At 34.2% G+C, this 26110-nt stretch carries 34 protein-coding genes; 18 read left to right on the top strand and 16 right to left on the bottom strand.

The annotated features are described in order from the left end of the window. Positions 1–3 precede the first annotated feature (3 nt). Positions 4–1098 (bottom strand): inositol-3-phosphate synthase, encoded by a 1095-nt coding sequence (locus R1F52_05645; GenBank protein WOV92595.1) that lies wholly within the window; start codon positions 1096–1098, stop codon positions 4–6. A 91-nt stretch (positions 1099–1189) separates the two neighbouring features. Between R1F52_05645 and R1F52_05640 the strand changes: the two genes are divergently transcribed. The 4 genes from R1F52_05640 to artG are packed head-to-tail and all read left to right on the top strand — an operon-like array spanning position 1190 to position 4487. Continuing rightward, positions 1190–1831 carry a DsbA family protein gene (locus R1F52_05640; protein ID WOV92594.1) on the top strand — a complete coding sequence of 214 codons (642 nt, stop codon included), beginning with the start codon at positions 1190–1192 and terminating at the stop codon, positions 1829–1831. Position 1832: 1 nt separating this feature from the next. Continuing rightward, positions 1833–2321, top strand: coding sequence for a hypothetical protein (locus tag R1F52_05635; GenBank protein ID WOV92593.1), 489 nt, complete (start codon positions 1833–1835; stop codon positions 2319–2321). 46 nt (positions 2322–2367) lie between these two features. Further along, positions 2368–3510: a hypothetical protein gene (locus R1F52_05630; GenBank protein WOV92592.1), complete on the top strand. Its 1143-nt coding sequence runs from the start codon at positions 2368–2370 to the stop codon at positions 3508–3510. A 44-nt stretch (positions 3511–3554) separates the two neighbouring features. Then, positions 3555–4487 carry a thaumarchaeosortase gene (gene artG / locus R1F52_05625; GenBank protein WOV92591.1) on the top strand — a complete coding sequence of 311 codons (933 nt, stop codon included), beginning with the start codon at positions 3555–3557 and terminating at the stop codon, positions 4485–4487. Here the strand turns inward: artG and R1F52_05620 are convergent. Beyond that, positions 4465–5559: a DNA polymerase IV gene (locus R1F52_05620; GenBank protein ID WOV92590.1), complete on the bottom strand. Its 1095-nt coding sequence runs from the start codon at positions 5557–5559 to the stop codon at positions 4465–4467. The two genes, artG and R1F52_05620, sit on opposite strands and share 23 nt — an antisense overlap. A gap of 114 nt (positions 5560–5673) precedes the next feature. Here R1F52_05620 and R1F52_05615 point away from each other — a divergent pair, with 114 nt between their 5' ends. Both R1F52_05615 and R1F52_05610 read left to right on the top strand, forming a co-directional pair. Then, positions 5674–5922, top strand: coding sequence for a hypothetical protein (locus tag R1F52_05615; protein ID WOV92589.1), 249 nt, complete (start codon positions 5674–5676; stop codon positions 5920–5922). A gap of 327 nt (positions 5923–6249) precedes the next feature. After that, positions 6250–6540, top strand: a complete 291-nt coding sequence (locus R1F52_05610; protein ID WOV93875.1) for a DNA-binding protein — start codon at positions 6250–6252, stop codon at positions 6538–6540. A 1-nt stretch (position 6541) separates the two neighbouring features. Here R1F52_05610 and R1F52_05605 read toward each other — a convergent pair whose 3' ends face one another. Together R1F52_05605 and R1F52_05600 are read right to left on the bottom strand one after the other, a co-directional pair. Continuing rightward, complete coding sequence (locus R1F52_05605) at positions 6542–7480, bottom strand: deoxyhypusine synthase (GenBank protein WOV92588.1); 939 nt, start codon at positions 7478–7480, stop codon at positions 6542–6544. Between the two features lie 43 nt (positions 7481–7523). Continuing rightward, positions 7524–7886 (bottom strand): C2H2-type zinc finger protein, encoded by a 363-nt coding sequence (locus R1F52_05600; GenBank protein WOV92587.1) that lies wholly within the window; start codon positions 7884–7886, stop codon positions 7524–7526. A gap of 72 nt (positions 7887–7958) precedes the next feature. Here R1F52_05600 and R1F52_05595 point away from each other — a divergent pair, with 72 nt between their 5' ends. From R1F52_05595 to R1F52_05585, 3 genes are all read left to right on the top strand, one after another. Then, complete coding sequence (locus R1F52_05595) at positions 7959–8345, top strand: hypothetical protein (GenBank protein ID WOV92586.1); 387 nt, start codon at positions 7959–7961, stop codon at positions 8343–8345. A gap of 122 nt (positions 8346–8467) precedes the next feature. Next, positions 8468–9340, top strand: coding sequence for an NAD(P)-dependent oxidoreductase (locus R1F52_05590; GenBank protein WOV92585.1), 873 nt, complete (start codon positions 8468–8470; stop codon positions 9338–9340). Between the two features lie 410 nt (positions 9341–9750). After that, on the top strand, positions 9751–9960 hold the full coding sequence (locus R1F52_05585; GenBank protein WOV92584.1) for a hypothetical protein: 210 nt from the start codon (positions 9751–9753) through the stop codon (positions 9958–9960). 25 nt (positions 9961–9985) lie between these two features. Here the strand turns inward: R1F52_05585 and R1F52_05580 are convergent, their stop codons facing one another. From R1F52_05580 to R1F52_05555, 6 genes are all read right to left on the bottom strand, one after another. Beyond that, entirely contained in the window at positions 9986–10168 is a 183-nt protein-coding gene (locus tag R1F52_05580) for a 30S ribosomal protein S30e (protein ID WOV92583.1), read from the bottom strand. Between the two features lie 77 nt (positions 10169–10245). After that, entirely contained in the window at positions 10246–10440 is a 195-nt protein-coding gene (locus R1F52_05575; protein WOV92582.1) for a hypothetical protein, read from the bottom strand. A gap of 30 nt (positions 10441–10470) precedes the next feature. Next, positions 10471–10701 (bottom strand): hypothetical protein, encoded by a 231-nt coding sequence (locus tag R1F52_05570; protein ID WOV92581.1) that lies wholly within the window; start codon positions 10699–10701, stop codon positions 10471–10473. Between the two features lie 9 nt (positions 10702–10710). Continuing rightward, complete coding sequence (locus R1F52_05565; protein WOV92580.1) at positions 10711–12438, bottom strand: radical SAM protein; 1728 nt, start codon at positions 12436–12438, stop codon at positions 10711–10713. Positions 12439–12575: 137 nt separating this feature from the next. Beyond that, complete coding sequence (locus R1F52_05560; GenBank protein ID WOV92579.1) at positions 12576–13388, bottom strand: dihydroorotate dehydrogenase electron transfer subunit; 813 nt, start codon at positions 13386–13388, stop codon at positions 12576–12578. Beyond that, entirely contained in the window at positions 13378–14286 is a 909-nt protein-coding gene (locus R1F52_05555; protein ID WOV92578.1) for a dihydroorotate dehydrogenase, read from the bottom strand. Before R1F52_05555 ends, R1F52_05560 begins: the two co-directional genes overlap by 11 nt. Before the next feature lie 82 nt (positions 14287–14368). Between R1F52_05555 and R1F52_05550 the strand changes: the two genes are divergently transcribed. From R1F52_05550 to R1F52_05540, 3 genes are read left to right on the top strand one after another with little or no spacing between them, the layout of a single operon-like run. Further along, a complete protein-coding gene (locus R1F52_05550) occupies positions 14369–15697 on the top strand; it encodes a ribonucleotide-diphosphate reductase subunit beta (GenBank protein WOV92577.1) in 1329 nt (442 codons plus the stop codon). Continuing rightward, a complete protein-coding gene (locus R1F52_05545) occupies positions 15684–16034 on the top strand; it encodes a fibrillarin-like rRNA/tRNA 2'-O-methyltransferase (protein ID WOV92576.1) in 351 nt (116 codons plus the stop codon). Before R1F52_05550 ends, R1F52_05545 begins: the two co-directional genes overlap by 14 nt. Further along, positions 16000–16359, top strand: coding sequence for a fibrillarin-like rRNA/tRNA 2'-O-methyltransferase (locus R1F52_05540; GenBank protein ID WOV93874.1), 360 nt, complete (start codon positions 16000–16002; stop codon positions 16357–16359). Before R1F52_05545 ends, R1F52_05540 begins: the two co-directional genes overlap by 35 nt. On the opposite strand, the gene rnhB is transcribed toward R1F52_05540, so the two are convergent. Beyond that, on the bottom strand, positions 16326–16976 hold the full coding sequence (gene rnhB, locus R1F52_05535; protein ID WOV92575.1) for a ribonuclease HII: 651 nt from the start codon (positions 16974–16976) through the stop codon (positions 16326–16328). The genes R1F52_05540 and rnhB overlap by 34 nt on opposite strands. A gap of 50 nt (positions 16977–17026) precedes the next feature. Here rnhB and R1F52_05530 point away from each other — a divergent pair, with 50 nt between their 5' ends. Then, positions 17027–18160 (top strand): tRNA (guanine-N1)-methyltransferase, encoded by a 1134-nt coding sequence (locus R1F52_05530; GenBank protein WOV92574.1) that lies wholly within the window; start codon positions 17027–17029, stop codon positions 18158–18160. Here R1F52_05530 and R1F52_05525 read toward each other — a convergent pair. Genes R1F52_05525 through R1F52_05515 form a run of 3 tightly spaced genes read right to left on the bottom strand, consistent with a single transcriptional unit; the run spans position 18148 to position 20263 of the window. Beyond that, the gene (locus tag R1F52_05525; protein WOV92573.1) at positions 18148–18744 is read right to left on the bottom strand and encodes an RlmE family RNA methyltransferase; all 597 of its coding nucleotides are present in this window, start codon (positions 18742–18744) and stop codon (positions 18148–18150) included. The two genes, R1F52_05530 and R1F52_05525, sit on opposite strands and share 13 nt — an antisense overlap. Beyond that, positions 18731–19858, bottom strand: a complete 1128-nt coding sequence (locus R1F52_05520) for a transcriptional regulator (GenBank protein WOV92572.1) — start codon at positions 19856–19858, stop codon at positions 18731–18733. Before R1F52_05520 ends, R1F52_05525 begins: the two co-directional genes overlap by 14 nt. Positions 19859–19885: 27 nt before the next feature. After that, on the bottom strand, positions 19886–20263 hold the full coding sequence (locus R1F52_05515) for a hypothetical protein (protein ID WOV92571.1): 378 nt from the start codon (positions 20261–20263) through the stop codon (positions 19886–19888). 207 nt (positions 20264–20470) lie between these two features. On the opposite strand from R1F52_05515, the gene serB reads away from it, so the two are divergent. The 5 genes from serB (at position 20471) to trxB (ending at position 24556) form a co-directional block, all read left to right on the top strand. Next, positions 20471–21106, top strand: a complete 636-nt coding sequence (gene serB, locus R1F52_05510; GenBank protein WOV92570.1) for a phosphoserine phosphatase SerB — start codon at positions 20471–20473, stop codon at positions 21104–21106. Between the two features lie 70 nt (positions 21107–21176). Continuing rightward, positions 21177–21914 (top strand): coenzyme F420-0:L-glutamate ligase, encoded by a 738-nt coding sequence (gene cofE, locus R1F52_05505; protein WOV92569.1) that lies wholly within the window; start codon positions 21177–21179, stop codon positions 21912–21914. Positions 21915–22350: 436 nt separating this feature from the next. Further along, complete coding sequence (locus R1F52_05500; GenBank protein ID WOV92568.1) at positions 22351–22587, top strand: sulfurtransferase TusA family protein; 237 nt, start codon at positions 22351–22353, stop codon at positions 22585–22587. A gap of 7 nt (positions 22588–22594) precedes the next feature. Continuing rightward, entirely contained in the window at positions 22595–23581 is a 987-nt protein-coding gene (locus tag R1F52_05495; GenBank protein ID WOV92567.1) for a cysteine synthase family protein, read from the top strand. A 48-nt stretch (positions 23582–23629) separates the two neighbouring features. Further along, entirely contained in the window at positions 23630–24556 is a 927-nt protein-coding gene (trxB, locus tag R1F52_05490) for a thioredoxin-disulfide reductase (GenBank protein WOV92566.1), read from the top strand. Here the strand turns inward: trxB and R1F52_05485 are convergent. Continuing rightward, complete coding sequence (locus R1F52_05485; GenBank protein WOV92565.1) at positions 24553–25278, bottom strand: DUF6775 family putative metallopeptidase; 726 nt, start codon at positions 25276–25278, stop codon at positions 24553–24555. The genes trxB and R1F52_05485 overlap by 4 nt on opposite strands. Beyond that, positions 25271–26104 carry a sulfide-dependent adenosine diphosphate thiazole synthase gene (locus tag R1F52_05480; protein WOV92564.1) on the bottom strand — a complete coding sequence of 278 codons (834 nt, stop codon included), beginning with the start codon at positions 26102–26104 and terminating at the stop codon, positions 25271–25273. Before R1F52_05480 ends, R1F52_05485 begins: the two co-directional genes overlap by 8 nt. Positions 26105–26110: the final 6 nt, after the last annotated feature.

Below are 26110 nucleotides of genomic sequence, written 5' to 3'. Positions count from 1 at the left end.
CCATTAGGAAGACTTTGCTGCAAAATCTTCACAGGCAGTCTTCGCTTTTTCATCACTCATCTGCTCCAAGGGATGTTTCATCAGATATGCACTTGCAGATAACACCGGACCTCCATGACCCTTGTCTAACGCAATTTTAGCCAAACGAATTGCATCGACAACAATTCCAGCAGAGTTGGCCTTATCATCCACTTCTAATCTAACATCCATATTATAAGGAATATTAGCCCATTGTCTTCCCTCAATTCTCATAAACATCAGTTTTTTGTTACCAAGAAAAGGAATGAAATCAGAAGGACCCACATAGATATTATCATCATCTAGACGCGTATCTAGTTGACTTTGAACACTTTCAGTCTTGGAAATTTTTTTACTAACAAGCCTTTCTTGTTCTTTCATGTTTAGAAAATCAGTATTTCCACCTACATTCAGTTGATACGTTCTATCGATTTTTGTACCACGTTGACTACATAGTCTTGCCAAGGTGCGATGTACTATTGTAGCACCCACTTGACCTTTAATATCATCGCCAATAACAGGAATATTTTTTTCTTTAAACTTTGCAGCCCACTTATCATCAGATGCAATAAAGGAAGGAATGCAATTAACAAATGCTATGGACATATCTAGGCATATCTGTGCCCAAAACTGTGTCACCTTTTCAGAACCTACTGGAAGATATGAGACAATAATTTCTGTACCTGTATCTTTTAAAACTTTTTTAATTTCTTCTGTTAACTGTTCTATACTTTTATTACTTTTAATTGGTTTTACACGATTCTCAACCCAAATCCCCACACCATCAAGTATTGGACTTTCATAGACTAGCGCATCTGTTGTAGGCATTTTGTCTTTGGGTATCCAATCGACCATGTTTGGATATGCATAAATGGCATCGTTCAGCACATGACCGATTTTATTTTCACCGACATCAAATCCGGCTACAAATTCAATATCAAATATTCCATAACCACCAAGTTCTTTATGGATAATTCCATTTACTTCCTGAGATGAATTTTGATGATAGTATTCTATTCCTTGTATTAGTCCTGAAAAACAATTACCAATGCCAACAAGAGCGACTTTGATTTTACCCAATTATCAATTAATGACTTGTTGTATGTTTAAAGTTTTGTGTAAATATGGATTCAATACAACATTTTTTAATAACAATAATTTTACTATATGTATGACAAAAAAGCTCATAGTTGGAGGTATTAGTATAATAGTCATAATAGGAATAATCATAGTCACATACACATCTAGCACAAATGATACATTATTTGCAAACAGTGTCGATATATCTAGAGCATCTAACCCATTGGGCAATCCTAACGCACCAATAACAATCATAGAATTTGGGGATTATCAATGTGAGGCATGCGCACATTGGTATCATATGACAAGAGATTCAATAATTAGTAATTATGTGGAAACAGGTAAAGCGAATATAATATTTGTAGATTTGGCATTTTTGGGAAGTGATTCATCTAAAGCGGCGCATGCAACATACTGTGCAGAAGATCAGGGAAAATATTGGGAGTATCACAGTATGTTATATGAAAGACAGAAAGGAATAGACGATGGTTGGGCAAATAAAATTAGTCTACAAAAAATTGCCGAGGAGATGGGATTAGATGGAAAAATTTTTGAGGATTGTATTTATTCAGATAAACATCTAGACAGAGTAGAATTTAATTCAAAGCAGGCTAAAAAACAAGGAATACGTGCAACACCCGGATTTATAATAATTAGTGATGAAGGAATGGAAAGAATCAGTGGAGCACAGCCATATCATGTATTTAATCGTGTATTAGATACGTTGATGTAAATTGTTAACATCGTTTCTACTAGTTTTCAACCAATTCAGATTCACACTCTTAGCTATGGCAATATTTAGCACAATATTATTTTCATTATTACTAACATCAGAATTTATATTTCTAGAACCATATCTAGTAGGACATATTCCAGATAAAAGTGAATTATCATTATTATTAATTGTGATGATATCAATTTTATCAGGTATCGTATTATCTATGAATATATATCAACTAGGAATTATTCGTGGTAATAAAAAACGTGGCATGGGTGGAAGTATTGCAGGATTTATGATAGGAACAATAGCAGGAGTGTGTGGTTGTGGTCCAATTGGTTTTTCGTTAATAGCTACGTTCGGTACAGGTGCCAGTGTCGCCTTTACGTTTCTTGAAAATTATGATACTCATCTGAGAATAATATCATTAATCCTGTTGGTATTTTTTTATTTTACTACCACAAGGGCCATATCTGCAAATTGTGAAATTAAATCAAATAATTAATAAAGTTTTAAATCAATTAGATGTGTAATTATTTTAAAAATCAATCATGAATACCAAACAATCAATCAGACATGATATTTTAAAAAAATGGTATCAAAATATCACAAAAAATACACTATTTGAATCAGATATAGTAGAAGGATCCAGTCCACCTTCAGTATTTGTGGGGGAGTATGGTTATCCAAAAGTAATGGTAGGACCCATGGTACCACAAGTACATGGCAATACAAGCATACTAGACTCCCCAGAGGAATGGAGTGGAAAGAGTCTAAATCAAATCATTAATTATAGATTAAATCTAGTTAGGGGAACAAAGAAGATAGGAGTCAAAGAAGTCACAGGACGTTACATTGAGGGATTACAAGAGATGGCAATGGCATCACATCCAACTGATTCACAGTTGGAATTTACAAAGAAAACCAGTATCTCCTTTGACGAATCGTTATTCGGTCCAATGGGTCAAATACAAAAGATAAACATTTCAAATTCTAGATCAATTAAAACAGTAGAGAATACATTTTATGATAATGATCTAAAAGCAGATGAGGCAATTATTCACATATATAATAATGATGTAGAGATATCTAAAATTAGTAGATGTTTGAGTATCGGAATGTTTGGACATGATAGTAAAATTGTTCCTACAAAATGGAGTATAACTGCCACAGATTCCATAATATCAAAATATTTGGTAAATAATATAATAGATTTTCCAGTTATAGATTCATGTAAGGTTTTTTCATTTACACATCTTGATAATGTTTTTGTGGTTTTATTATTTCCACATAGATGGATGTATGAAATGGTAGAGGCATGGACAGGAAAAAATAATACCATAGAGTTTGGGTCAGATTTAGAAGATACAAAGAGAGTAGTGAATTCACCGAGTATTGCAGGGGCATATTTTGCAGCAAAACTTGCAATAACTGAATACTTGTACAGAAATGACATACAGGCAGGAGTACTTGTGTTACGTGAGATTCGTCCCCAGTATGCCATACCGGTAGGAGTTTGGCAGATTAGAGAGGGAGTAAGGCAGGCGATGAGAAATGAAGAATGTATTGTAAATAATTTTCAAGAAGGATTCAGATTCACTACAGCATATACGAGTATAGAGCATAAACAATGGAGTGAGAACATGGATACAATAAACAAGATGAAACAGCACTCAATAGAACAGTTTGTATAACTATTACACATATCCTATTATTGACAAATGGATCATACATATTGATGAATAAGATTCTGATTGGGGTTATACTCATAATATCAAGCCCAATTTTATTTGCTCTTATAATATTTCCAGATACATTCAGTCTAAGTTGGAATCAAGGCAGAGGTGGATTTTTGTTTGCGTTAGCATTTATCGCAGCAGAATTAATAGGAATCAAGGCGGTAATATCGTCAAAAAAACTGTTTAGAATTATACCATTAGCAATAATAACAATGGTATATATCACAAGTTTAGAGTACGGATTGTCAGATATGTTGAAAAATGTATCTGTACATTATAATGTTCAATTAATTGATTCATGGGTTTGGATGTGGGATTTCATCGTTATGACGGTATTTGTCATAGGGGCATTAATGATATGTTTTGGAAGAAAATGGATTCGTGTGGCGCCGGCAGGTCCAATATTTCTAGCAGGTAGCGCAATTATATTATCTCTTGACGCATTCTTCCCTTACGATACACTTGGTCCCTTGCAGTTTATAGTCCCACCCCTAGTTGAGGCCAACGCTGCAATAATTACAACATTAGATTTGGGAACTGCGATTGCAAGAGATAATCTGTTGTTTTTACGAGGAGATCACGGTCCATTTGCACTTCAAGTGTTTTGGCCATCAGCTGCAGTACACAGTATAATCATATACAGTCTAGTCATGATGGCGTTTTTATTAAAAATGAATATTCCGCGTCAAAGAAAAGCAATATACTTTATGATTGGTGTGGGAGGTACTATTTTCATAAATATGATACGTGTATTTTCGCTATCAGTGTACGCACTCAAAGTAACCACTAATGCTGCCCAATGGGAAGAATTTCATTCTGTAGCAGGTGAGATTATGTTCCTACCATGGTTGTTTATCTTTTTATTAATTGTTGCAAGAATTGAGACGAAAAGGTTAAAGAATAAAAATATTAAAAATAAGTTGAAAGATTAGTTTGTCCTTGGATATCTGATAGATCAGATACCCGAACTCCTATACGACGAAATGGAATTTGTTGGGTATTCAACACATAAATTAATAATTGGTTAGTTATTTTTTCCAATTCAGTTTTACTAGAGATAAAAGTTTTTGTAGTGTATGATTTGGATTTGGATGTCAAATCAGACTGGACAAATTGTAATCCTATGGTATGAAACATTTTGTTATTCTTTGTTATAATTTCATGTATCTCAGAGCATATACTTTGAACAACTTGGGAGAGGTAATCATAATCTAACGAGTCTTGCTTTAGAGTATGTATTTTGCTATACTGTACGTTGGGTGCTTTTTCAGATACAGGACTAGTAGAGTACCCCCGTACAGAATGAAAGATATAGGTGCCTATTTTTCTTCCAAATTTCTGTTGTAAGTCAAATATGTCAATTTCCCTTGCTTGTCCAACAGTCTCAACCCCCATATCAGAGAGAATCTGATATGTATGACTACCTACATGTGGAATATCTCGAATATTCAACGGTTCTAGAAAAGTCAAGATTTGGTTTGGCCGAACCACGGTCAAACCATCAGGTTTATTGTAAGCTGAGGCAATTTTTGAAATTAATTTATTTGTAGATATACCAACAGAGCATGTTAGATGAACTACATCACGAATTTTATTTTTTAATTGTTGAGCAAAATGTCCAGATTTATCAAAGTTACCATCTAGTCGTTGAGTAACATCAAGATATGCCTCATCTCTTCCCACATATTCAAAGATATCGGCGAATTCTTCCATGAGTTTCATAGATTGATTTGTGATGTTCGCATAATAATCAAAATCTGTGTGAAGAAATACAGAATCATCACGCTCAAGTAATTTCTTTTTTGCCAAACTAATAGGCATGCCAGATTTTACACCGTATTCTCTAGAAGTATAATTAGCCGTAGCTACTGCCCCACTATCTGCACCTCGATCTGAAAAAGCACATACAACAACAGGTTTAGTCTTTAGCAGAGGATCACGAATTTCTTCACACTGTGCATAAAAGTAATCAAAATCTACATGAAATATAATTGGATCAGACACATTAAGATATTATTATAACATATTATTATCATATACTATAATAATCATATAATGTGTAATACATCGAGATGATCCTAATACAGATTTATATTTTTATCATACGACGCTAACATCATGGAGTATCCGCTAAAGGTAGAAAAGGAAGGCGTAAAGATAAATCCAGATGGCATGGAAAAAGAGAAGATATACCATTGTCACTTTCAAAATAATATATTACTAATATACAAAGATCATCAGGATCTGTTGAGTTGTTTTGAGATATCTGATAGAGATATTGTTGAACGTATAGTGAATGGAAAACAAGAAGATGCAGAAATCATACTAGAAGAATACATTAAAGAAAACAAATTAGGTAAAAAATAATAGTAAAGGATTGATACAAAGAGTACAGAAATGAATAAAGATAAACTTAGTGATGCAGAAGAGATCTTGAAAGAATTTACCAAATCAAGAGAAGAGCCCAAAGAGTCAGATTCATCGGCAGATTCAGAGTCAAAAAAATTAGAAGATACACCGCCGCATGAAGATACGACAAATGATAACATTGATGAAAAAGAAATCAAGGATGATGGGGACTTGGAAATTAAATCTACACCAACACTTGTAGAGGCAGATGATGTACAAAAAACAGATGATACATCGATTAACCATGAAATAAAAAAAGAGCAACAAGAAAAAGATGCCAATTATGTGGATCAAACACAATCAAGAAATATTATTTTTATTGGTACTAAACCAATAATGACATATGTTACATCCACATTGACACAACTATCAACATTACCTAAAGTAACACTCAAAGCAAGAGGAAGACGACTCACACAAGCAGTAGATGTTTCACAGATGATTGTTAAGCGAATGAATACCGTAGGGTATAAAATAGGAGATGTTAGAATCGCATCAGATCTGTTAGCATCAAAAGATGGAAAAAAACGTAGTGTGTCCACCATAGAGATAGACATTACATCAGAGAACAATTAAATTATTTTTCAAGACGTTGTAGCAATCCCGAATATATGAAAGGTAGAATAGTTGTGGCCTCTGCATGTATTGTTGTCTGTTTTGCACTAGTAGATACTTTACCCCACGATATAGCCTCACGTACAAGGGCTCCGCTAAGACTACCATCAAATTCCTGAGCAGTTGTAAGATATACGGCATAGTCTAACCCATCACGATACTGATTCCACCATAAAGTATGATGTTTAGATATGCCTCCACCTATCATAAATGCTCCAGATTTTTTTGCTTTGAATACTAAACCAGATAAGAGATCAGCATCAAGTATCACATTTAATGTAAAATCAGGATGAGATTGGACAAACATCCACAATTGACTACCAACAGCACCATCCATTATACCAGGTGCAATTACAGGTATAGAATTTTTGTAAGCCCAATATAGAAAAGAGTCATCACCTAGATGTTTGCCAATCATTTTTGCAACATCGGCAGTAGACATTGTTCTAGTCCCCCCATCATATTCTTCTTGTAAAAAGGATTGCATCTTTTCTTCAATCAAAGGGCCATAACTACTCATTGGCACAAGTACATTACCGAGTCGATGAATGTCGTTCTTAGCAAGTTCAGAATCATCCATTGTGAATGAGCCTTTTTTATATTCAGAATAGTGCCGAGTTATATCATGATCTAATGCTCCGCAAGTAGTAATTATACATTGAAACCAATTATTTTTTATCATATTTTTAATCACACCACGTTGACCAGTAGAGATTAACGCACCTACAAATGAAAGAAAATTGAGATCACAGTCATGAATCATATTATATAGGATATCAAATCCTTCAGACAAATTTGTAGATTCAAATCCTCCGGACAATGAGAGTTGTGTAAAGATATCGGTTATATCAGAATTAATAGTAATTTCAATATCCTTTACACTACTAGATAGATCAACCATAATTAATTTTCAAGGGATCATTATAAAAATTCTGCTAGAATCATCACAGATAATGAATCTTTACATGATTATTGTAATCGACTTCATAGGGTGTAATATAACTACAATGTGTACACGTAAACAATGATTCTGAAGTAGGTTCACTGTGAAATTTCTTATCTGTTAATGCTTTTATTGTAATATTTTTATCGTTACTAATCACCGCAAAGTTTTGTCGTGCATTTATTGAATCAAAAAAACTTTTAATTTCTGTAACAACTAATTCTTTATCAATAATAGTATCATCTATGGAAGATAATGCAAATCCATGTGATTGTATAGTAGGTATGGCAGATATATTGTCAGCTACGTATACAAGAAGATCGTTTTTAATTTCCCCAATTTCCCTACAGTCAACACTAAGCATATAATTAATACTAGACATACATATTCATAAGTTACTATCCTAGCAATAAATAAGGGATGGTATAATTCAGTATTGAAATTTTCAGAAACATTTGGGGTTGAAGAAGGACACGGTAGTGATATGATATCATGGCTTAACGAAGTGGCAAAAAAACGTAAACTAAAGATAGAGGCAAGATTATATAATCATATAATAAAAACTGAAAACTTTGGATCCTTTGAAATGTTTTCATGGATTGGGCATGTTAGTACCGCAAGGAAAATTATTATCAAAGCTAGCAAACATTATAAAATTAAAATTATCGAGGGAGGGTACAAGCCAAAGGAGATAGTACTCACAACAAAAAAAACAGATTATGCAATGGTGAGAATAGGTGATAAAATATTAGGCCATCTAAAATTCAGTGCCCCTCTATTTGGAAATGGTATGTGGAAGTTGGATGGAGAGGAGAGAAGATGAATAATTTCACAGAAGAGTGATATTAATTTTGAAGATACTCTATAGAGTTAACATTATCAAATACACTCATACAAAAATATAATAAAACTAGGGCTTTATATGAATAAACTAAAATGGTTAGTATGGACAAAATTGGAATTATCGGCACAGGTATGCTAGGTAGAGCAATAGCAAAACGTCTTTTAGATTTAGATTATAACGTAATTGTGTATAATAGAACTAGAAGCAAAGCACAAAAATTAGCAAAATATGGTGCTAAAGTAAAAGATAGTCCAAAATTAGTAGCAAAAGAATCAGAGCGAATAATTACAGTTGTAAGAGATGCAGATGCTGTAAATGAAATCTGTTTTGGAAAAGATGGAGTAATGGATGGAATATCTCAAGGTACAATTATCGCAGATATGAGTACGATTGATCCTACAGAATCAAAAAAGATAGCAAAAAAATTTGCAGGGAAAAAGATACAAATGTTGGACATACCAGTAATGGGAGGACCAGATGTAGCATCACAAGGTGGATTAATTATGATGGCAGCGGGAAATAAATCAGCATATAACAAATGTAGTAGAATATTTGACTCTCTTGCCAGTGAACGGTTCTTTCTAGGCAAAAATGGAACTGCTCATGCAGTAAAATTATCAATGAATCTTCAAATTAGTATGTTGGCGTTGGCAATATCAGAGGGCATCACATTAGCTGAGAGGACATCTGTAGATCCAAAAACATTTCTAGATATTTTAAATTCCACATATTTTAAAACAGGAATGAGTAAAAACAAGGCATACAAGATGATTAAAAATGAATTCAATCCAACATTTACACTTGAAAATCTTGCCAAAGATCTAAACACTATCACAACTGCAGCCAAAACATTTGGAATTACTCTTCCAATTACTACACAAGTTGAAAAAATTTATGAAAAAGCCAAAAAAGAGGGATTTGGGAAATTAGACTATACAGGTATATTGAACTATATTAAAAAAATTCAAAAATAAAGTTAAACAATGAAAATTTTACCGCATTGATTACATTTTAGACTGGTGTTTAATCGTGTAAATTTTTTAGAACCACAAGTACAGATAGGGCACGAACGTAATGGTTTCATTGATATTATGATAAATATTCACATATAGAAATTTATCTATAAAGTTAGGATGGATGGTATTTTTTATACAATAAATAATTTACACTCACAGTCAACATTACTACTCCAGTTATCAAAGACCAAGCAAAAAAAGTGATTGACATATCTACCATTATGATATAATTTCATATACTTACTTTTTTATGTTGATACGAGTGTACCAACTAGAATGTCTTGTGTTTAAGGGATTATTATCAAATGTTACACATTACACAATCAGATTTCTAAAATTTTAAATAGATTAAGTATACGCAAACAAACATGCCAGAAATAATTTGTAATGATTGTGGTAAACGATTATTCCATGAAAATGAGGATACGCTAAAAATAGAACACAATGTACATAAAAAATTCTGTAGAAAAGAAGAAGGAAATCATCACAGCTATATGCACAGAGAGGCTCAAGATACGACTCCATTTGATACAGAACGAGAAAAAGACATTAATGGTAAGGAAATATTAGAACGATAAACAATTTTATGAACTAGTGTAAAAATTAACGTGTTCTTCTACGTTGGTTTGGTTTGTTTTGACCCGGTACACGCATTAGAGAAAATCGTTTTTTAAAATTATTTTTATTACGAAGACTAGAAGTGGTGCCAACGCGTTTGCGACCTTCAACTTTTGGAGTTTGTCCTCTAACCTTACCTGCTTTAGTAAGCGAACCGTGAGTTGCCATACGATATAATCGAAGGTAATGGATTTAAACATTTGTGTTAAATTATTTATGAATACCTAGTAACTAGACAGAAAATATCACATCTCAAAAAGTAGAACAAAGATCAACCAAGAGAATACTTGTACACCAAGGAGTGCAAATCCTAGATAAAGACAATTTTTAGCTTTTTGTATATCATCATTTCTTATAGCAAAATATGCAATTATTCCACCTATGAAATCAAGAAATATTGGAAGGAGAAACCACCAATTACTTCTTTTTGTAGTATACATATGATTCTTAGATGATAGCGATATTATAAATTAAAACGCAGGAATAAATTCATCCATAGATATAGACGATGCAATAACTGAGGCAAAAATTGATACAAGTGAAATATCTAACAGTAGACGAAAACCTCCAATTACAAGACAATTTCGTGCCTTTGTAGGATCATCATGTCGAATTATAAAGAAACTAATCAATCCTCCGTCAATTGAGAGCAATAGTGGTAAAATATACCACCATCTACTTTTGATTTGAATTGTATTCATGTATTCAGATTACCAATATTGAGCTTTGATTTTCTCAAGTACTCTTTCATGTTCTTTACTACTTCGTCTAGCAAATCGTTCCATAGCGCCTAGAGGTACATTGCCAAGACTTCGAGCAATGCCGTTGAAGAGTAGCCTGTGCATTTTACTGTGCCCTCCAGTTTTAGTCATGAATTTTTTGATACCATACTTGAAGTTGTGTTGCCAGGTCTTATACATGACACCTAATTGAGACGGATCCATTTCATTACCAATATTAAAGAAATCTGATTTTTCTAACAAACCAATTGGTACAAATGTAAGAGGAGTAGCTGTAAACATGGAATCGGGTTGTTCTTGTTCTAATTCACTAATTATTCGTATAGTCTCCCAAGAGTCTTCAGGAGTTTCATCATTATCTAAACCCATTATCAAAGTAAATGCAGGAACCCAATAATTCTCATTTAATGTCTTTACACCTTCCTTTAGTACCCAATGCCATTCAGATGGAGAATAAGGTGCAAGTTTTCGATCAGCATATTTTTCAATGAGTCTAATACTACCAGTTTCAAATCCACATTGTATACCGGTGATATTAGAAGGACCAGATCGTATAATTTTTGATATACTTGGTAATAATTTTTCATCAGCTATTGCACCGGCTAGTGTTCCATGTGTTGGGTTTGTATGCTCAATACCAGTAGACATAATTGCTTTAAACAAGTCCTCCATGGCATCACGATTAGGCTCCATATTTTTCGTAGTACGAGGATCCATGCCATACACAAAGATGTCATCACTATGTACCCATGCAGATGTACTTTTTCCCTTCTTCAAGTTTATCTCAATCTCTTTTTTTACCATCTCGGGGGAATAGTATCGGAGTGCACGCAGAGTCACATCACAAAACTTACAACCACGACCACACCCACGCATAACCTCAATCATTCCATGCATACTTGGTTCTACAATTGCAGGTATCTCTTCGAGCTCTGGACGATCCCAAAAATTGACAAATCTACCATGATGAGTCTTTTCATCTCGTTTAAATTCTTTAATGTTAACTTTAAAGTCACTTCGTTTTCTAAACGGATCCATATTTTCAAATTCATTATTGATTAAATACTTGAAAAATCTACCTGCATGTCCATCTACTTCAGGTGCAATACCACCAAGCTCACTTTCAAGTATTGCATAAATTCCATATTCTTCAATTTTAGCAGGATCAAGATTATATTGCCATGTACCAGAAGCTCCTACAATTACTTTTGCACGACTATTATTTTTCTTTTTAGCAGAATTTATTTTTCGATGAAAATCTCTTGTGTAAAATTCATCATAAGACATTTGTTTTCTACCATATGTGAATGTCATTGTAACTGGACCCATACCTAATGGATCCATTTCATATGTTCCAACGACCTCAGTTTGAGGGCCAATGAATTTATCAAGATGATCAGGATGCGCAATTATTACATCTTCACGTTTAAACCCATCACGCAAAAGACCAGCCTCAATTTTTCTCAAACCATATGGTGCATAGTTGGCCACACCATTCGTATGAGATATGGGATTACAGATAAAATCGAATAAAAGTTTGGGTGTGACTTGATTACCTAAAACTTTGTACAAAAAACTACTCTTCTTACGATTAGGGTCTAGTGCAGGGGCGCATCCAAAGAATGTAGCCAAAGAAATATTACGATAGGTGGACATGAGGGTACGATTTGCGGTTAGTACAATCTTAGGTGTGGTCATCTAGTTAAATGGTCATCATTCATAAATTGTTTTAAACTTTGCTTATTATATCAAATTATGGAATTTTTATAAAATTTAGTAATTTTTTAGTAAATTTTACGTTAAAATAAAGGAAATATGTTCAAATATAGGTATTTTTAATATTGTTCCAATGAGCCAGATTTATTTCTGTAGGATTTACCAAATTCAGGGTTGCTTGCCAATGTTGGACCGTCAAAAACAGTACCGTCTCTACAAGATATCAGATTACCAAAGCAGCAGCTACCACACATGCCAATCCCACATTTCATCATTCGCTCTATACTAGCTTGAACAAAAAATCCCCTAGAATTAGATTCATCAACTACTTTGGACATTAAAAGTTCAGGACCACAAGTGTACACAGCATCAAACTCCTTATCATCATTATATAATTGGGTCATCACATCAGTTGGAAAACCTTTGTGACCATAATCATTATCTTCTGTAGTAACGATAACATCATGTGGTTGATTTTCAAGTAATTTGTTTGCAAAATTTTCAAATAACACTTCATCTTTAGATTTAGAGCCAATAATCAAAGTCACATGATCATTTGTAGTAGTTGATTTCGCAAGACGCAATAGTGGAACAAGACCAGTTCCACCACCAATTAATAATAAATTACCATTTTTCAAATCAAATGAATTTCCAAAGGGTCCACGTACACCAATTTTACTCCCAATCTGTATACCATATAATGCAGTTGAAGAGACACCACGTTTTCGTATTGTAAATGCAAAACCAGGTTTATCATCAGGTCTTATCATAATGCTCATTGGAAGTTCTGCAACACCCGGTATCCAGACCATAGAAAATTGTCCAGGTTTACAATTTTGAAGCACATCATTAGAAAATAACAGAGTACGAACAGTGGGAGATTCATCAATAATTTGTTCAACTTTACAAATTGTATGCAAATTAGTGACCAAGGCCCACCATCTCTTTTACTGCACCATGTCCTTTTTGCTCCATATATTGAGAAATTCCTTCATTCACACTACTAAACACGCCTGTCCAGTCAGGACCTGCCAGTGCACTACCAATCTGAACTGCAGATGCTCCTGCTAGAATAAACTCAATTGCATCATCCCACATAGTCACACCACCACAACCAATAACAGGAATGTTAAATCGTTTAGTAATTTCATAAACACATCGAATTGCTATTGGTTTGATTGGAGGTCCAGATAATCCACCAAATTTATTGGATAAAATTGGTTTTTGTGTGTCAATGTCTATTACCATGGAACGAATGGTGTTGATTGCAGTTATAGCATCAACACCTGCATCACAAGTCTGCTTCACAGTATCTAAATAATTTCTAGTGCCAAGTCCAATTTTAGCAAATACAGGTATGCTAGTATGTTGTTTGATTGTTTTTATTATTTCAGATACCAGATCAGGATCATCACCAACATCTAATCCAACTTTTGCAACATGAGGACAGGATAGATTTAATTCATATGCAGTAATGTTACAATTTTTAAATTTATCAATCATAAATGTAAAATCTGAAGAAACAGATCCCACCAAACTTGGTATTATTGGTATGGTAACATTATCCGATAACATATTAGCAAAATATTCAGCTCCTGGATTAGATAGGCCAACAGCATTTAGCCAACCATGGTTTTTTAATGGCACAACAGTTGGATTGAGATAGCCATCCCAGGGCTCTACACTGAGTGATTTTGTAACTAGTGCTCCGGCGCCTTCATCATACAACCGAGAAAATACATCAAGGGATATCCCTAAAATTCCAGAGGCAAGCATTGTGGGTGTCTTTAGTGTCGTATTACCTATCTGTGTATGAAGATCAATATTCAATTTGGAAGTGTTTGTAATTATATGTCATATAACAGTTGGTAGATACTGTACGTTTTTTAATGCTAAATCCCCTAAATAATACATGAATAATATCATCATGACAGAATTGGGCATAATAGTTACCAAGGATGACACATATGTGGAATCATTTGCGTTTAATGGAGTAAGCCAATTCATGCAAGTAAAAGAAGAAGGCATGAAAGAGTTGAATCAATGGTGTAGAACACAAGAAGATGTCGCACTAGTAAACGATTTGAATTTGTACGAAAATTTGAAAAGAAAAGATCTAGATGTACGTATGATGACCGAAGTACAAATTGATGATATTCAATTCTCAAAACCAGAATTATTAATCAAAGCAGGTTTTGCAAATGATCAAAATGATGCAATGAAAAAATTACACGATTTTGCACTAGAGTTATCATCTACCAAGATAACTATTGCATCTAGTAGTGTAGATTTGCATGTAATTCAGGCAATAAGTTCTCTAGATGAGTTGGATAAAATTACTAATGCATTAAGTGCAAGATTAAAAGAATGGTATGGTTTGCATTTTCCAGAACTTGAAAATATTGTAGACAGTATACCCGGATATGCCAAGGTTGCGTTTGCTGGAAGAAAAGAAGATTTAACAGAACAAGTGTTCAAAGATGCAGGATTTCCAGAATCTAAAATTCAAATGCTAGAGGTAATTAAACAAAAAAGCAGAGGCGGGGAGATTGATGATAACAGTATAAAAATAATACAAAATATTTCAAAACATATTTTAGATTTATATGAACAACGAAAAATTTTAGAAGAGCATGTAGAGACACAGATGGTAAAGGTCGCCCCTAATCTTACAGCTGGACTAGGTGCGACTGTGGGGGCAAGAATATTGACAAGAGCAGGAAGTTTGAGAAGGTTATCCACTATGCCATCAAGTACCATTCAAGTATTAGGGGCAGAAAAGGCGTTATTCAGAGCACTAAAGACAGGATCCCAGCCACCAAAACACGGAATCTTATTCCAACATGCAGTGGTACATGCAGCTCCACGATGGCAACGTGGAAAAATTGCAAGAGCAGTAGCTGCAAAGGCGGCAATTGCATCCAGGGTAGATGAACACGGAGGAGGTTTAAACCAAACACTTCTAGATAGTTTAAACATCAGAGTAACAGAAATTACTGAAAAGTACAAAGAACCACCAGAGCCAAAGATGAGACAAGAATTTGGGGACAGGGGATTTAGACGTGGTGAAGACAGAGGCGGACGTAGACATAACGATAGAGACGGAGGTAGACATAACGATAGAGATAGAGGTAGACATAACGATAGAGACGGAGGACAAAAACGTAGATATGATACTAGAGATAACAAGAGAACGAAAAATGTTAAAGGTAAAAAGAGAAAACGATTTGATTCACGATGATTATAATTTTGTATGGGTCAGAGCAGATGGAAGAGAACAAATTGCAACTGAAAATTATGTGCCAGGAAATAAAGTATATGGCGAAAGACTTGTTTTAAAAAATAAAATTGAATACAGAGTATGGGATCCATTTAGAAGTAAACTTGCAGCATGTATAATGAACAAATTAGAGTTATTTCCATTCAAAAGAGGTTCATCAGTGCTATACTTGGGAGCGTCTACAGGTACAACTGTAAGTCATATATCAGATATTGTCGGTTCACAGGGAATAATTTTTGGTGTAGAACATACAAGTAGAGTAGCTGAGAGAATTTCTAGACAGAGTAGTATCATATAGAAAGAATATCATACCCATAATTCATGATGCAAGACAGCCCAAGACGTATGAAGGAATTTATGGTACTGTAGATATAATTTATTCAGATATTGCTCAGCCAGATCAGACAAACATAGCAATTGCAAATTGTGAGAGATATCTAAAAAAAGATGGGATATTTTTTATGGTAATAAAGACTAGAAGTATCAATGTTATAAAGAATCCAAGACAAGTGGTAGATGAGGAAATAAAAAAATTAAAAAAGAAATTTGAAATTATACAGATTATTAATTTAGAACCATTTGATAAAGATCATTTTATGGTTGTTGCAATGTTTAACAGATGATGTTTTTTAAGTAGTGCTTGAACGGGTTTCCAACTTTTTCGTGTAAATGATGGTAATGTTTTATATTTTTTAACATAAATAGAAAGAAAACGAATGGTGATGGGATCAGAAGGATAACCACTACCTAGAGTGTAGTATCTATTTAATTTATAGATGAATTTATCACGTGTCACCTTGGCAAGTATAGAGGCAGCAGACACTACATGAAATCTACTATCAGCATGATGATACGATTTAACAGGAATGTTGTGAACATATTGAGAGATTGTATTTGCAAATCGTGCCGGCTTTACATCGCAGGAATCAACATAAGATATGTTGGGCTTTAATCTATCAATTATGCGACCCATATACTTGGCCTCTAACGCATTTAATTTATGACGACGTACAATGGGATCAATACTTCTAGGATAGATTGGAATGATTTCATAGTCATCTACGATTTCAATGATTTCATCGTATAGAATTTTACGCCTAGCAGCAGATAATTTTTTAGAGTCCTTTACGCCTATAGATTTAAGTTTACGAATTTTTGATTTTTCAATAGATATACCAGCTACAACTAGTGGACCCAAAACAGAACCACGACCAGCTTCATCAACCCCACATACCTGCATATTTTACATCAAATTACAGAAATATTAAATCGTTGTATGAGGAGATAGTATTGGATGACTTGATACAAATCACAGAGGGTACAACAAAACTCCTAGTACCACGTGAGTCAATGAGTAGTGATGTGCCGCCTAAGGAGCCTGCATTCTTTAATCCAAGAGCAAAATTCAATCGAGATTTATCAATGATTGCATATGGAGCATTTGTAGATAATTTTGAAGGTCCAAAAATACTACTAGATGGTATGTCAGGGATAGGCGCACGTAGTATAAGGGCGGCAAATGAAATATCAAATATAGAGACAGTGGTTTTAAATGATGTAAACCCAAGTGCCTTGAGAATTGCAATGAAATCTGCAGAAATTAATACTGTTAATTGTAAGATTAGTGAAAATGAGACATGTAGATTTTTGAGTGAATTTGCTAAAAGAGATAACAGAGGCAGTATAATAAATCTTGATCCATTCGGATCACCTGCAAGATATCTAGATTGTGCATTAAGGGCAACCATGCATGGAGGTATGCTTGCAATTACAGCAACTGATCTTCAAGTGCTAAATGGGTTATTCCAAAATGCATGTTTACGAAGGTATGGAGGGATTGCGGTAAGAACAGAATATGGGAATGAGGTTGCTATAAGACTAATGCTAGGTTGTTTGAACCACATAGCAAATAGAATGGATATCACGATTCAGCCATTATTTGTAGAGAGTGATATGCACTATTACCGTGCATATACAAGAATTTTGAATAAACCGAATCAAGATGATTCGGAGGGGATAATAATTCATTGTGAAAATTGTGGCCATAGAACAATATCAAATCAAAAAGAGAATTGTAAATTATGTAATAGTAATACAAAACATGCAGGTCCCTTGTGGATTGGAAAATTATTTGATAAACAATTTGTTCAACATATGATTAAATATTTGCCAAAATTAAATCTCGATGATAAATATCAAAGAATTTTAGACGTGTGTGTAGATGAGGCCGATATGCCAGTGTCTTATTATACACTAGATGATATTGCAAAAAGAATGCAATGCTCACCTCCAAAATTACAAACTGCAATTACACAAATCAAGGAAGCAGGATTTATAGCATCAAAAACATCATTAAACCCTACTGGATTTCACACAAATGCCAACATCAAGGATGTAAAAAAGATTCTATCTCATGACGTATAGCCTAGACATACAAAGTATAGTTCGCTACTAGCCTTACGACTTGCTTTGGGTTTTGTTAGTATCACTTTGCTGAATTTTTTCTTTACAAAATCTCTAAATTCTAACGTATATTCTCCATCAAACACTTTGAATAATGCATTTCCCTTGTTTGTAAGAACTTTGTCCATTACTTGCACACAATCGTAATTTGATCCGATTTGTACAGCATGATCTACAGACCATCTACCAGTAACCTGAGGAGACATGTCACAAATTACAGTATTGATACGTTTTCCAAAGTACTCCAGAACGTCATCTACAATATTTTCAACATCAGAAATGTTACGGCGAATAATAGATACATTTGGAAGTTCCTCTACATAATCCATATCAACACCCATGACCATACCACGGTTCCCAGATAGTTGAGATGCAACCTGCAACCAACCACCAGGAGCACAGCCAAGATCAAGAACACTAAATCCCGGACCAATAAGACGATAAGACTTGTTCAGTTCCTTTAGTTTAAAGGCAGATCTACTACGATATCCTTGTTCACGTGCAAGACGTCGATAATAATCACGTCTAGCATCAAGCAGTTTCATGTGTTTTCAGTCGTTTTTTTGTGATAAATACCCAATCCTCTAAAACTTGACAAGTCTTTGGACTAATATCACCATCAGATGTGCACTTTTGCTCAACTTCACATGTAAGGCATGGTGCGTTTAGAAGAGATATAGTACTCACAGGTGTTTTCTTTAAAATTAATCTGTATGTCCATCTACCATCAACAAGAATTTTTTTACGTGCAATTAGACCCATGCGTTCAAGTTTAAGAGCTAGTCTTGCACCATCTTTATCATCTAATTTTAGCATGTCCCATAATTCTTTTTGAAGTATACCCTCAGCGTCATAACCCATGACAACATCACAAATATGATTTGTTAGCAACTCCATATCCACTTGTTCTAATTGAAAACCCTCTATTTCATGAGTAGATAGTTTTTCTTCTAGTTCTTCTTCGAGTGTTTTTACCTTCAACAACTCTTTTTTACGACGTGTCTCTTCTCGTGCAGCAAGAACAGATGCACGTTTCTCATCTTTGATTTTCTTTTCTTCTGCCTTTCTCATATCACGTTCTTTCTTTTCAGATTCACGTTGTTTTCGTCTAGCCAATTTTTCAGATTCTAGTTTTTTCCGTTTTATCATACGCTCGTGTTCTATTTTTGCTTGACGAATTTTACGTTCTTGAAGAAGTTTACGCTTAGCTTTTTCCCTTTCTTGTTTCAATACACGAAGTTGTTTTTGTTTTTCTTGCTTTGTTTTTGCTTCTTGTTGTTTACGTATTTTACGATCTCGCTCTACCTTTAACATACGGGCTTTTTTTTCAGACTCTTCTTTAGCTCGTTTAGCTTTTCGTTCAGTCTCTTCTTTGAGTCGTCTAGCTTTACGTTGAGTCTCTTCTTTGAGTCGTTTTTTATGTTGTTCTTCTGCTAATTTCATACGGGCTTTTTTTTCAGATTCTTCTTTAGCTCGTTTAGCTTTTCGTTCAGTCTCTTCTTTGAGTCGTCTAGCTTTACGTTGAGTCTCTTCTTTGAGTCGTTTTTTATGTTGTTCTTCTGCTAATTTCATACGGGCTTTTTTTTCAGATTCAAGTTTGAAACGGTTTTTCTGGTTAATTTTTGAACTATTTTTCTTTGACGTAGAAGATTTTGCCATCAAGAACATCAAATATTTTAAATATATTTATGTTTGTTTGGTATTCTTGGTTTTAGTTTTTTTAATAGGTTTTTTTTTACTAGATTTTTTACTAGTATCAGAATTGCTTGTGGTAGAATTGGGCAAAGGATCTCCCTTGCATAAAACACTGCCCATTACTCTACTTTGAAAATTAGGGCAGATAAAACATTGAATAAATGATATTTTATCATTATAAACAGGACAATCCACATACTCTTGTTTCATTTTCTTGAGCATTTTGGCACTCACACCTTTGATCTTCAATTTACCCTTCTCATCCATCATGCCACCAGATTTTAGCTCATTTTTCAAATCTGGACTGAATGTATGACGAGCATCAGTTTGAAGAATTTTAATCTCATATTTGTGCTCTAATTCAGTCATAATATTTGTGAAGTTACAAGCGTGATTTATGGCTAACTGTGTAAAATACTAGTTAGACTCGCCAAAGACCTAATTTTACATCAAAGTGCAGAAAAATAGTAATTTTCTTTAAATATACTAAAAATAACTAAATTGATTGAATTTAAGGAAAACCACACATCTCAATTTCAAAATATTATTTAAGAGTAAATTTAGCTAGAAAATTAGTTGTTAGCCATATTTGATATCGAAGGAGTGTTGTACGATGCAGAGTATCTGCCACTACTTGCTGAAAAGGTAGGCAAGCAAGACGAGATTTGGGATATAACAAACAAGGGAATACGAGGAGAGATTGATTGGGAAGAAGGTCTACGTACACGGGTAAATGCTCTAAGAGGAATAAAATACAATACATGTGTAGAGGTTGCCGATTCACTTCCAATAATGAAGGGAGCTGCACAAGTATGCAAAGTACTAAAAGATGCAGGTTGGAAGATCATGGCAGTATCAGGTGGTTTTACAATCATGACAGATCGACTAGAGAAGATATTAGGATTAGATCATGTCTATTCTAACAAATTATTATTCAAAGATAATTCATTAGATGATGTAGAAATAACTGTAGGCGCAGATAAAGCAAAATCAGTTAGAAGTAAAATTGGAAAATGGAATGTAAAGAAAGAAGATATTGTGGTAATCGCAGATGGTGCAAATGATATTAAATTGTTTGATTTGTGCGGACTGAGTATTGCATTTAGAGCTCAAGAAATAATACAAAACAAAGCAAATTATGAAATAAATGAAACAGATCTTGCTAGGATTTTACCAATAATCAATAAACATTATAACCTAAATCTTGGTTAAACAGAAAATTTGTGAAATGAGATATCTAAATGATCAATAAAATAATATAATTACACATAATGAATAAATCATGGTTCTAAGAGTTATACCAATACATATTAAAAAATCAGATATTTCTGAAAATGACGATATTGTTGGATTCATGATGGAGTCCAAAGTTGGAATTGAGAGTGGAGATATTTTAGTAATCGCACAAAAAATAATATCTAAACAAGAGGGCAGAGTGATAAATTTATCGACAATAATTCCCTCAGAATTAGCATTAGGAATTGCAAATGCTTATGAAAAAAATCCAAGTATTGTAGAACTGATACTATTAGAGTCAAAAAGAATAGTAAAGATGCGTGATGGCATATTGATTGTAGAAACAAATCAAGGACCAATATGTGCAAATGCAGGAGTTGATGAGAGTAACGTACAAGAGGGGTTTGCCACACTGTTACCCATAAATCCAGACAAATCCGCCAAAAGAATACATGAACAATTACGTGATGAATTAGATATGCACATACCAGTTCTTATTTCCGATACCTTTGGTAGACCATTACGTATTGGTCAAACAGATTGTGCAATAGGAGTCGCAGGTATTAAACCACTGTTAGATTACTCTGGGAAAACTGACGGCATGGAAAGAGTGTTACGGGTAACAGAGATTGCCATAGGTGATGAATTGTGCGGAGCTGCAGAATTAGTAATGGGGAAAAATTCCAAATGCCCCATGGTCATAATCAGAGGATATGATATCAAGTATGAAGAGGGCAAAGCTAAATCTTTGTTACGCAAGGCAAATCAGAACTTGTTTTCATAGTTATTTGTAATTAATTTAGTATTGCACATAAATCATTCACAATATATTTAGATAAAAAACGACTACAGTAACGTATCAACTTTTTCTCAGTCGTGAGTAATTATTTTAATAAGTGTTTAATCTAACCGTGTTGTCTGTGTCTTAATGATATATGATTCACTCTGATATCATAATCTGGAGATGACGTTTTGCTCAAAAGACAGTTACCAATATTGTGACTTGTGGATTAAAAATCCCACCCATCAGAGAATAATTAGAGGGTTCACAACTCAGATAAATGACTAGTGAACTGTAAAATAATTGTTAGAAATTGTAAAATCTAGTGTGTAAATTAAATGAGTAGACTTGATTTATTTGTGTGCTATAAACAATATATCGTTATTTAGTGTAGCCTAAAATCAAATAGATATTAATACAATATAGATAAAATACTCACATGTCAGATTTAGAAACTAAACAATTAGATGCAGTGGGATTATTTTGCCCCGAACCCGTATTTAGAACAAAAATAGAGATAGAACGAATGCAAATAGGACAAACGCTAATTGTAAAAGCAGATGATCCAGCTGCAGAAGACGACATATCAAGATGGGTAAATAAAACAGGACACGAAATGGTAGAAATGAAAAAAGATGGAAATGTGTTGGAATTTATAATTAAAAAGGTAAAGTGAGGCAGTAGTGACTGCAGATTTAGATATTTTAAAACAGATTGGAAATAATCCTCTGGTAAAATTAGATTCTTTATCCAGAGATTCAAATTATTATGCAAAGTTGGAAGGGCACAACCCCTTTGGATCGGTAAAAGATAGGGCAGCATACTGGATGATAAAGGATGGACAAGAACGTGGAATTTTAAAACCAAATCATAGCATAATAGTTGAACCAACATCTGGTAATACTGGAATTGCATTAGCAGGTATTGCAAAGATATTAAAATTTCAAACAGAAATTGTCATTCCAGAAAAAGCAAGTGAAGAGACCAAAGAGATTATTCGCAATTTAGGTGCAAAAGTGTATGAAACAAGTGATGATTTATGTCCCAAAGTAGGTACAGGAACAGATCAGAGCATAGCACTGGCAACATCAATTGCATCATCACGTCCAGACACGTATTATTCTCCAAATCAATATGCAAACGAGGCTAATTTTATGGGACATTACAAGGGCACAGGGCCGGAACTTTGGAAACAGACAGATGGAAAGATCACACATTTTTTCACAGGGGTTGGAACAGGTGGCACCATAACTGGAAACGGGCAATTTTTGAAGGAAAAGAATTCAGATATAAAAATAATTGGCTGTCAACCACAAAAGAATCATTTGATACAAGGGTGGAGAAATTTTGAAGAATCTGCAAAACCAGAACTGTTTTTAAAACGTGAATCAGTAGTAGATGATTGGGAATTAATCACAAATGATGAAGCATTTTCCCAAGTACGCAAAGTGTATGAGAAAGATGGTCTGCTAATTAGCCCATCATCAGCTGCAGTGTATGCTTGTATGGAAAAATATGATATCCCTAGTGGGTCATGTGTGGTTGGAATTTTTGCTGATGATGGTAGAAAATTCAAGAGTGTTTATTCAAAGTTGGGCATTATCAGTGAAGAAGAGTTTGATGATATGGTAAAGAATGCAAAACACCTCTCAAAGATTGCATATTTGTAGATTTATTAGAATCATAGAATTAAATAATTCTAAAAATCACCTACTAGTATGTCAGAATCTAAGGAAATAATTGATGTTTTAATAATTGGAGCAGGACCTGCAGGGTATACTGCAGGAATATACACCTCAAGGGCCAGACGCAGCACAGTAATAATATCAGGAATTCTACCAGGCGGGCAGTTGGTAAATACAACAGAGGTAGAAAATTATCCAGGGTTTGAAAATGGGATTCTAGGGCCAATGTTGATGGAGGAGATGAAAAAACAAGTAGAAAGAGTAGGTGCTAAAATTATTTATGATGAAGTGGTAAGAGTTGATCTAAAAAATAAACCGTTTAAGATTTTTTGTGCCAGTAAAGAATATCAAGCCAAAGTTGTGATAATTTGTACAGGTGCAAGTCCACGTAAAATTAATGTTGAGGGGGAAGAAGAATTTTCAGGTAAAGGAGTTTCATATTGTGCCACGTGCGATGGGCCATTCTTCAAAGGATTGGAATTGGCAGTTGTGGGCGGTGGAGATTCTGCAATGGAGGAGGCCACATTTTTAACGAAATTTGCATCAACAGTGCACATAATTCATCGCAGAGATAAATTACGTGCAAGTAAAGTAATGCAAGAACGGGCCATTAATGATCCAAAGATTAAATTTCATTGGAACAGATCTGTTTCAAAAATAACAGGGGACGGTAAAGTGAATAATATCTATCTGAAAGATTTGATTACTAAACAGGAAAGCAAATTGGAGGTAGGTGGAGTTTTTGTGGCAATAGGGCATGATCCGAATTCATCGGTATTCAAAGATCATATATCATGTGATGATAATGGCTATATCATTTGTGACGGTACAAGAACAAACATTTCAGGTGTATTCGCAGCCGGCGATGTACATGATCATTCGTATAGACAGGCAGTAACTGCTGCAGGATTCGGATGTATGGCAGGTATTGACGCCGATAAGTATTTAGCAGAAAATTAATTTACAGACATCTTGAGAATCGAATTGTGCTTCACACATAATTTGCCACATTCTAACTGTGTGTAGATTAAATCTTTTTGCCAATGAGCATTATGTAAAATACAATCGAGATCAGAGCAAAAAGATTCACCAGTGATATAATAAAAAATAGATTGTGCTGCATAACCACATACTATGGTTGATAATCTAGCATCATGATATTGTATACATGAATCTTTATACTTTGCCTCCAAGTTATTCAAACTAGATGAATCTGAAGATGATTGTTTTTCCATATAATATTCACGTGGTCTTGCAGGTGCCATCACTATACCAGTAGTGGAAATTACAGAAGGGTTTGAGCAAATAACTGCACGTGCATGATATCGATAATCTGTATAATCATATGTTCCAACAAGTAAATTCGTGAATATGAGATGAAAAATATCGTTATTAGTTAAAAGTATGTTACCGAGGAGTTGTTGTATTGCAAACCCATCATAAAATATTGGTAATGTATCGTCCTTGGTAGATGTTGATTGTTCAGATAAAGGTCTATACAAATTAGTAATTTGTTGCCTAGTAATTTCATTTTGATCATCACTATCTAAATAATTTATGATGCTATCACGAATTATCGGTTTAATCTTAAATATATCATTAATAAATTGAGATAAATGTGGCAGATTTAATTCTGGTATATTTGGTTCATCATATAGAAATAATTCACTGATATTAGGCATAAGGCTTGCCAAGATCAAATTCCTTGATCTTTTCAGCCGTGATTTCAGCAGCTCTTTTACCTGAAAATAGCATGGAGCCAAATGTAGGACCCATTCTTGCAAGACCATGAGTTTCAGTCACAGACATACCTGATATTACCAAACCGGGGTAAATTTCACCAGTTTTCTCTACCACGTGTTCTTCTCCTTCATCTACATACATAGGATTCATACCTTTCCATTCAACAAGTTTACGATCCACAAGACGTTTTACTGCTACAGAATCATGTCCTGATGCATCAATTACCATCTTTGATTCAAGTGAGATAGGATCAACACATGTAATATTTCGAGGTAATGCAGATACAGGCATCCAATTTACAACAACACCGGCAACTCGCCCATGCTTGAGAATTAGATCATCGAATTTTGTAAGATTCAGAAATTTAACACCGGCGTCACACGCACCAGCAATTAATTTAGATACGGCATGAGGTCCAGGTGTAAGATATAATCCCTCTGAAACTTTTTTGTAAGGAATACCTAGTTCGTCCCATATTTTTTGTGCAGGATCTCTCACGGTAACAGGATTCATCATATAGCCACCCAACCAATAACCACCACCAAGATAGTTATTCTGCTCAATTATTAAGACACGAAATCCCATATTGGATAAATCTTTACCAGCGGTCAGACCTGCAGGTCCTGCACCAATTATAATAATATCAGACTCGGCTCTGTCCACAAGTACGGAATGAAATTCATCGGCGATCGCTCTAGTAATTGCCGCCTCGCTTACCGGAGCAAATATTTTTTTACTTTTTTGTACAGATTCTACACTTTGCATATGTTA

Source organism: Nitrosopumilaceae archaeon AB1(1) (assembly GCA_033471095.1).
GTDB classification, from domain to species: Archaea; Thermoproteota; Nitrososphaeria; order Nitrososphaerales; family Nitrosopumilaceae; genus Nitrosoabyssus; species Nitrosoabyssus spongiisocia.
This window is presented reverse-complemented; position numbering and strand designations above follow the sequence as displayed.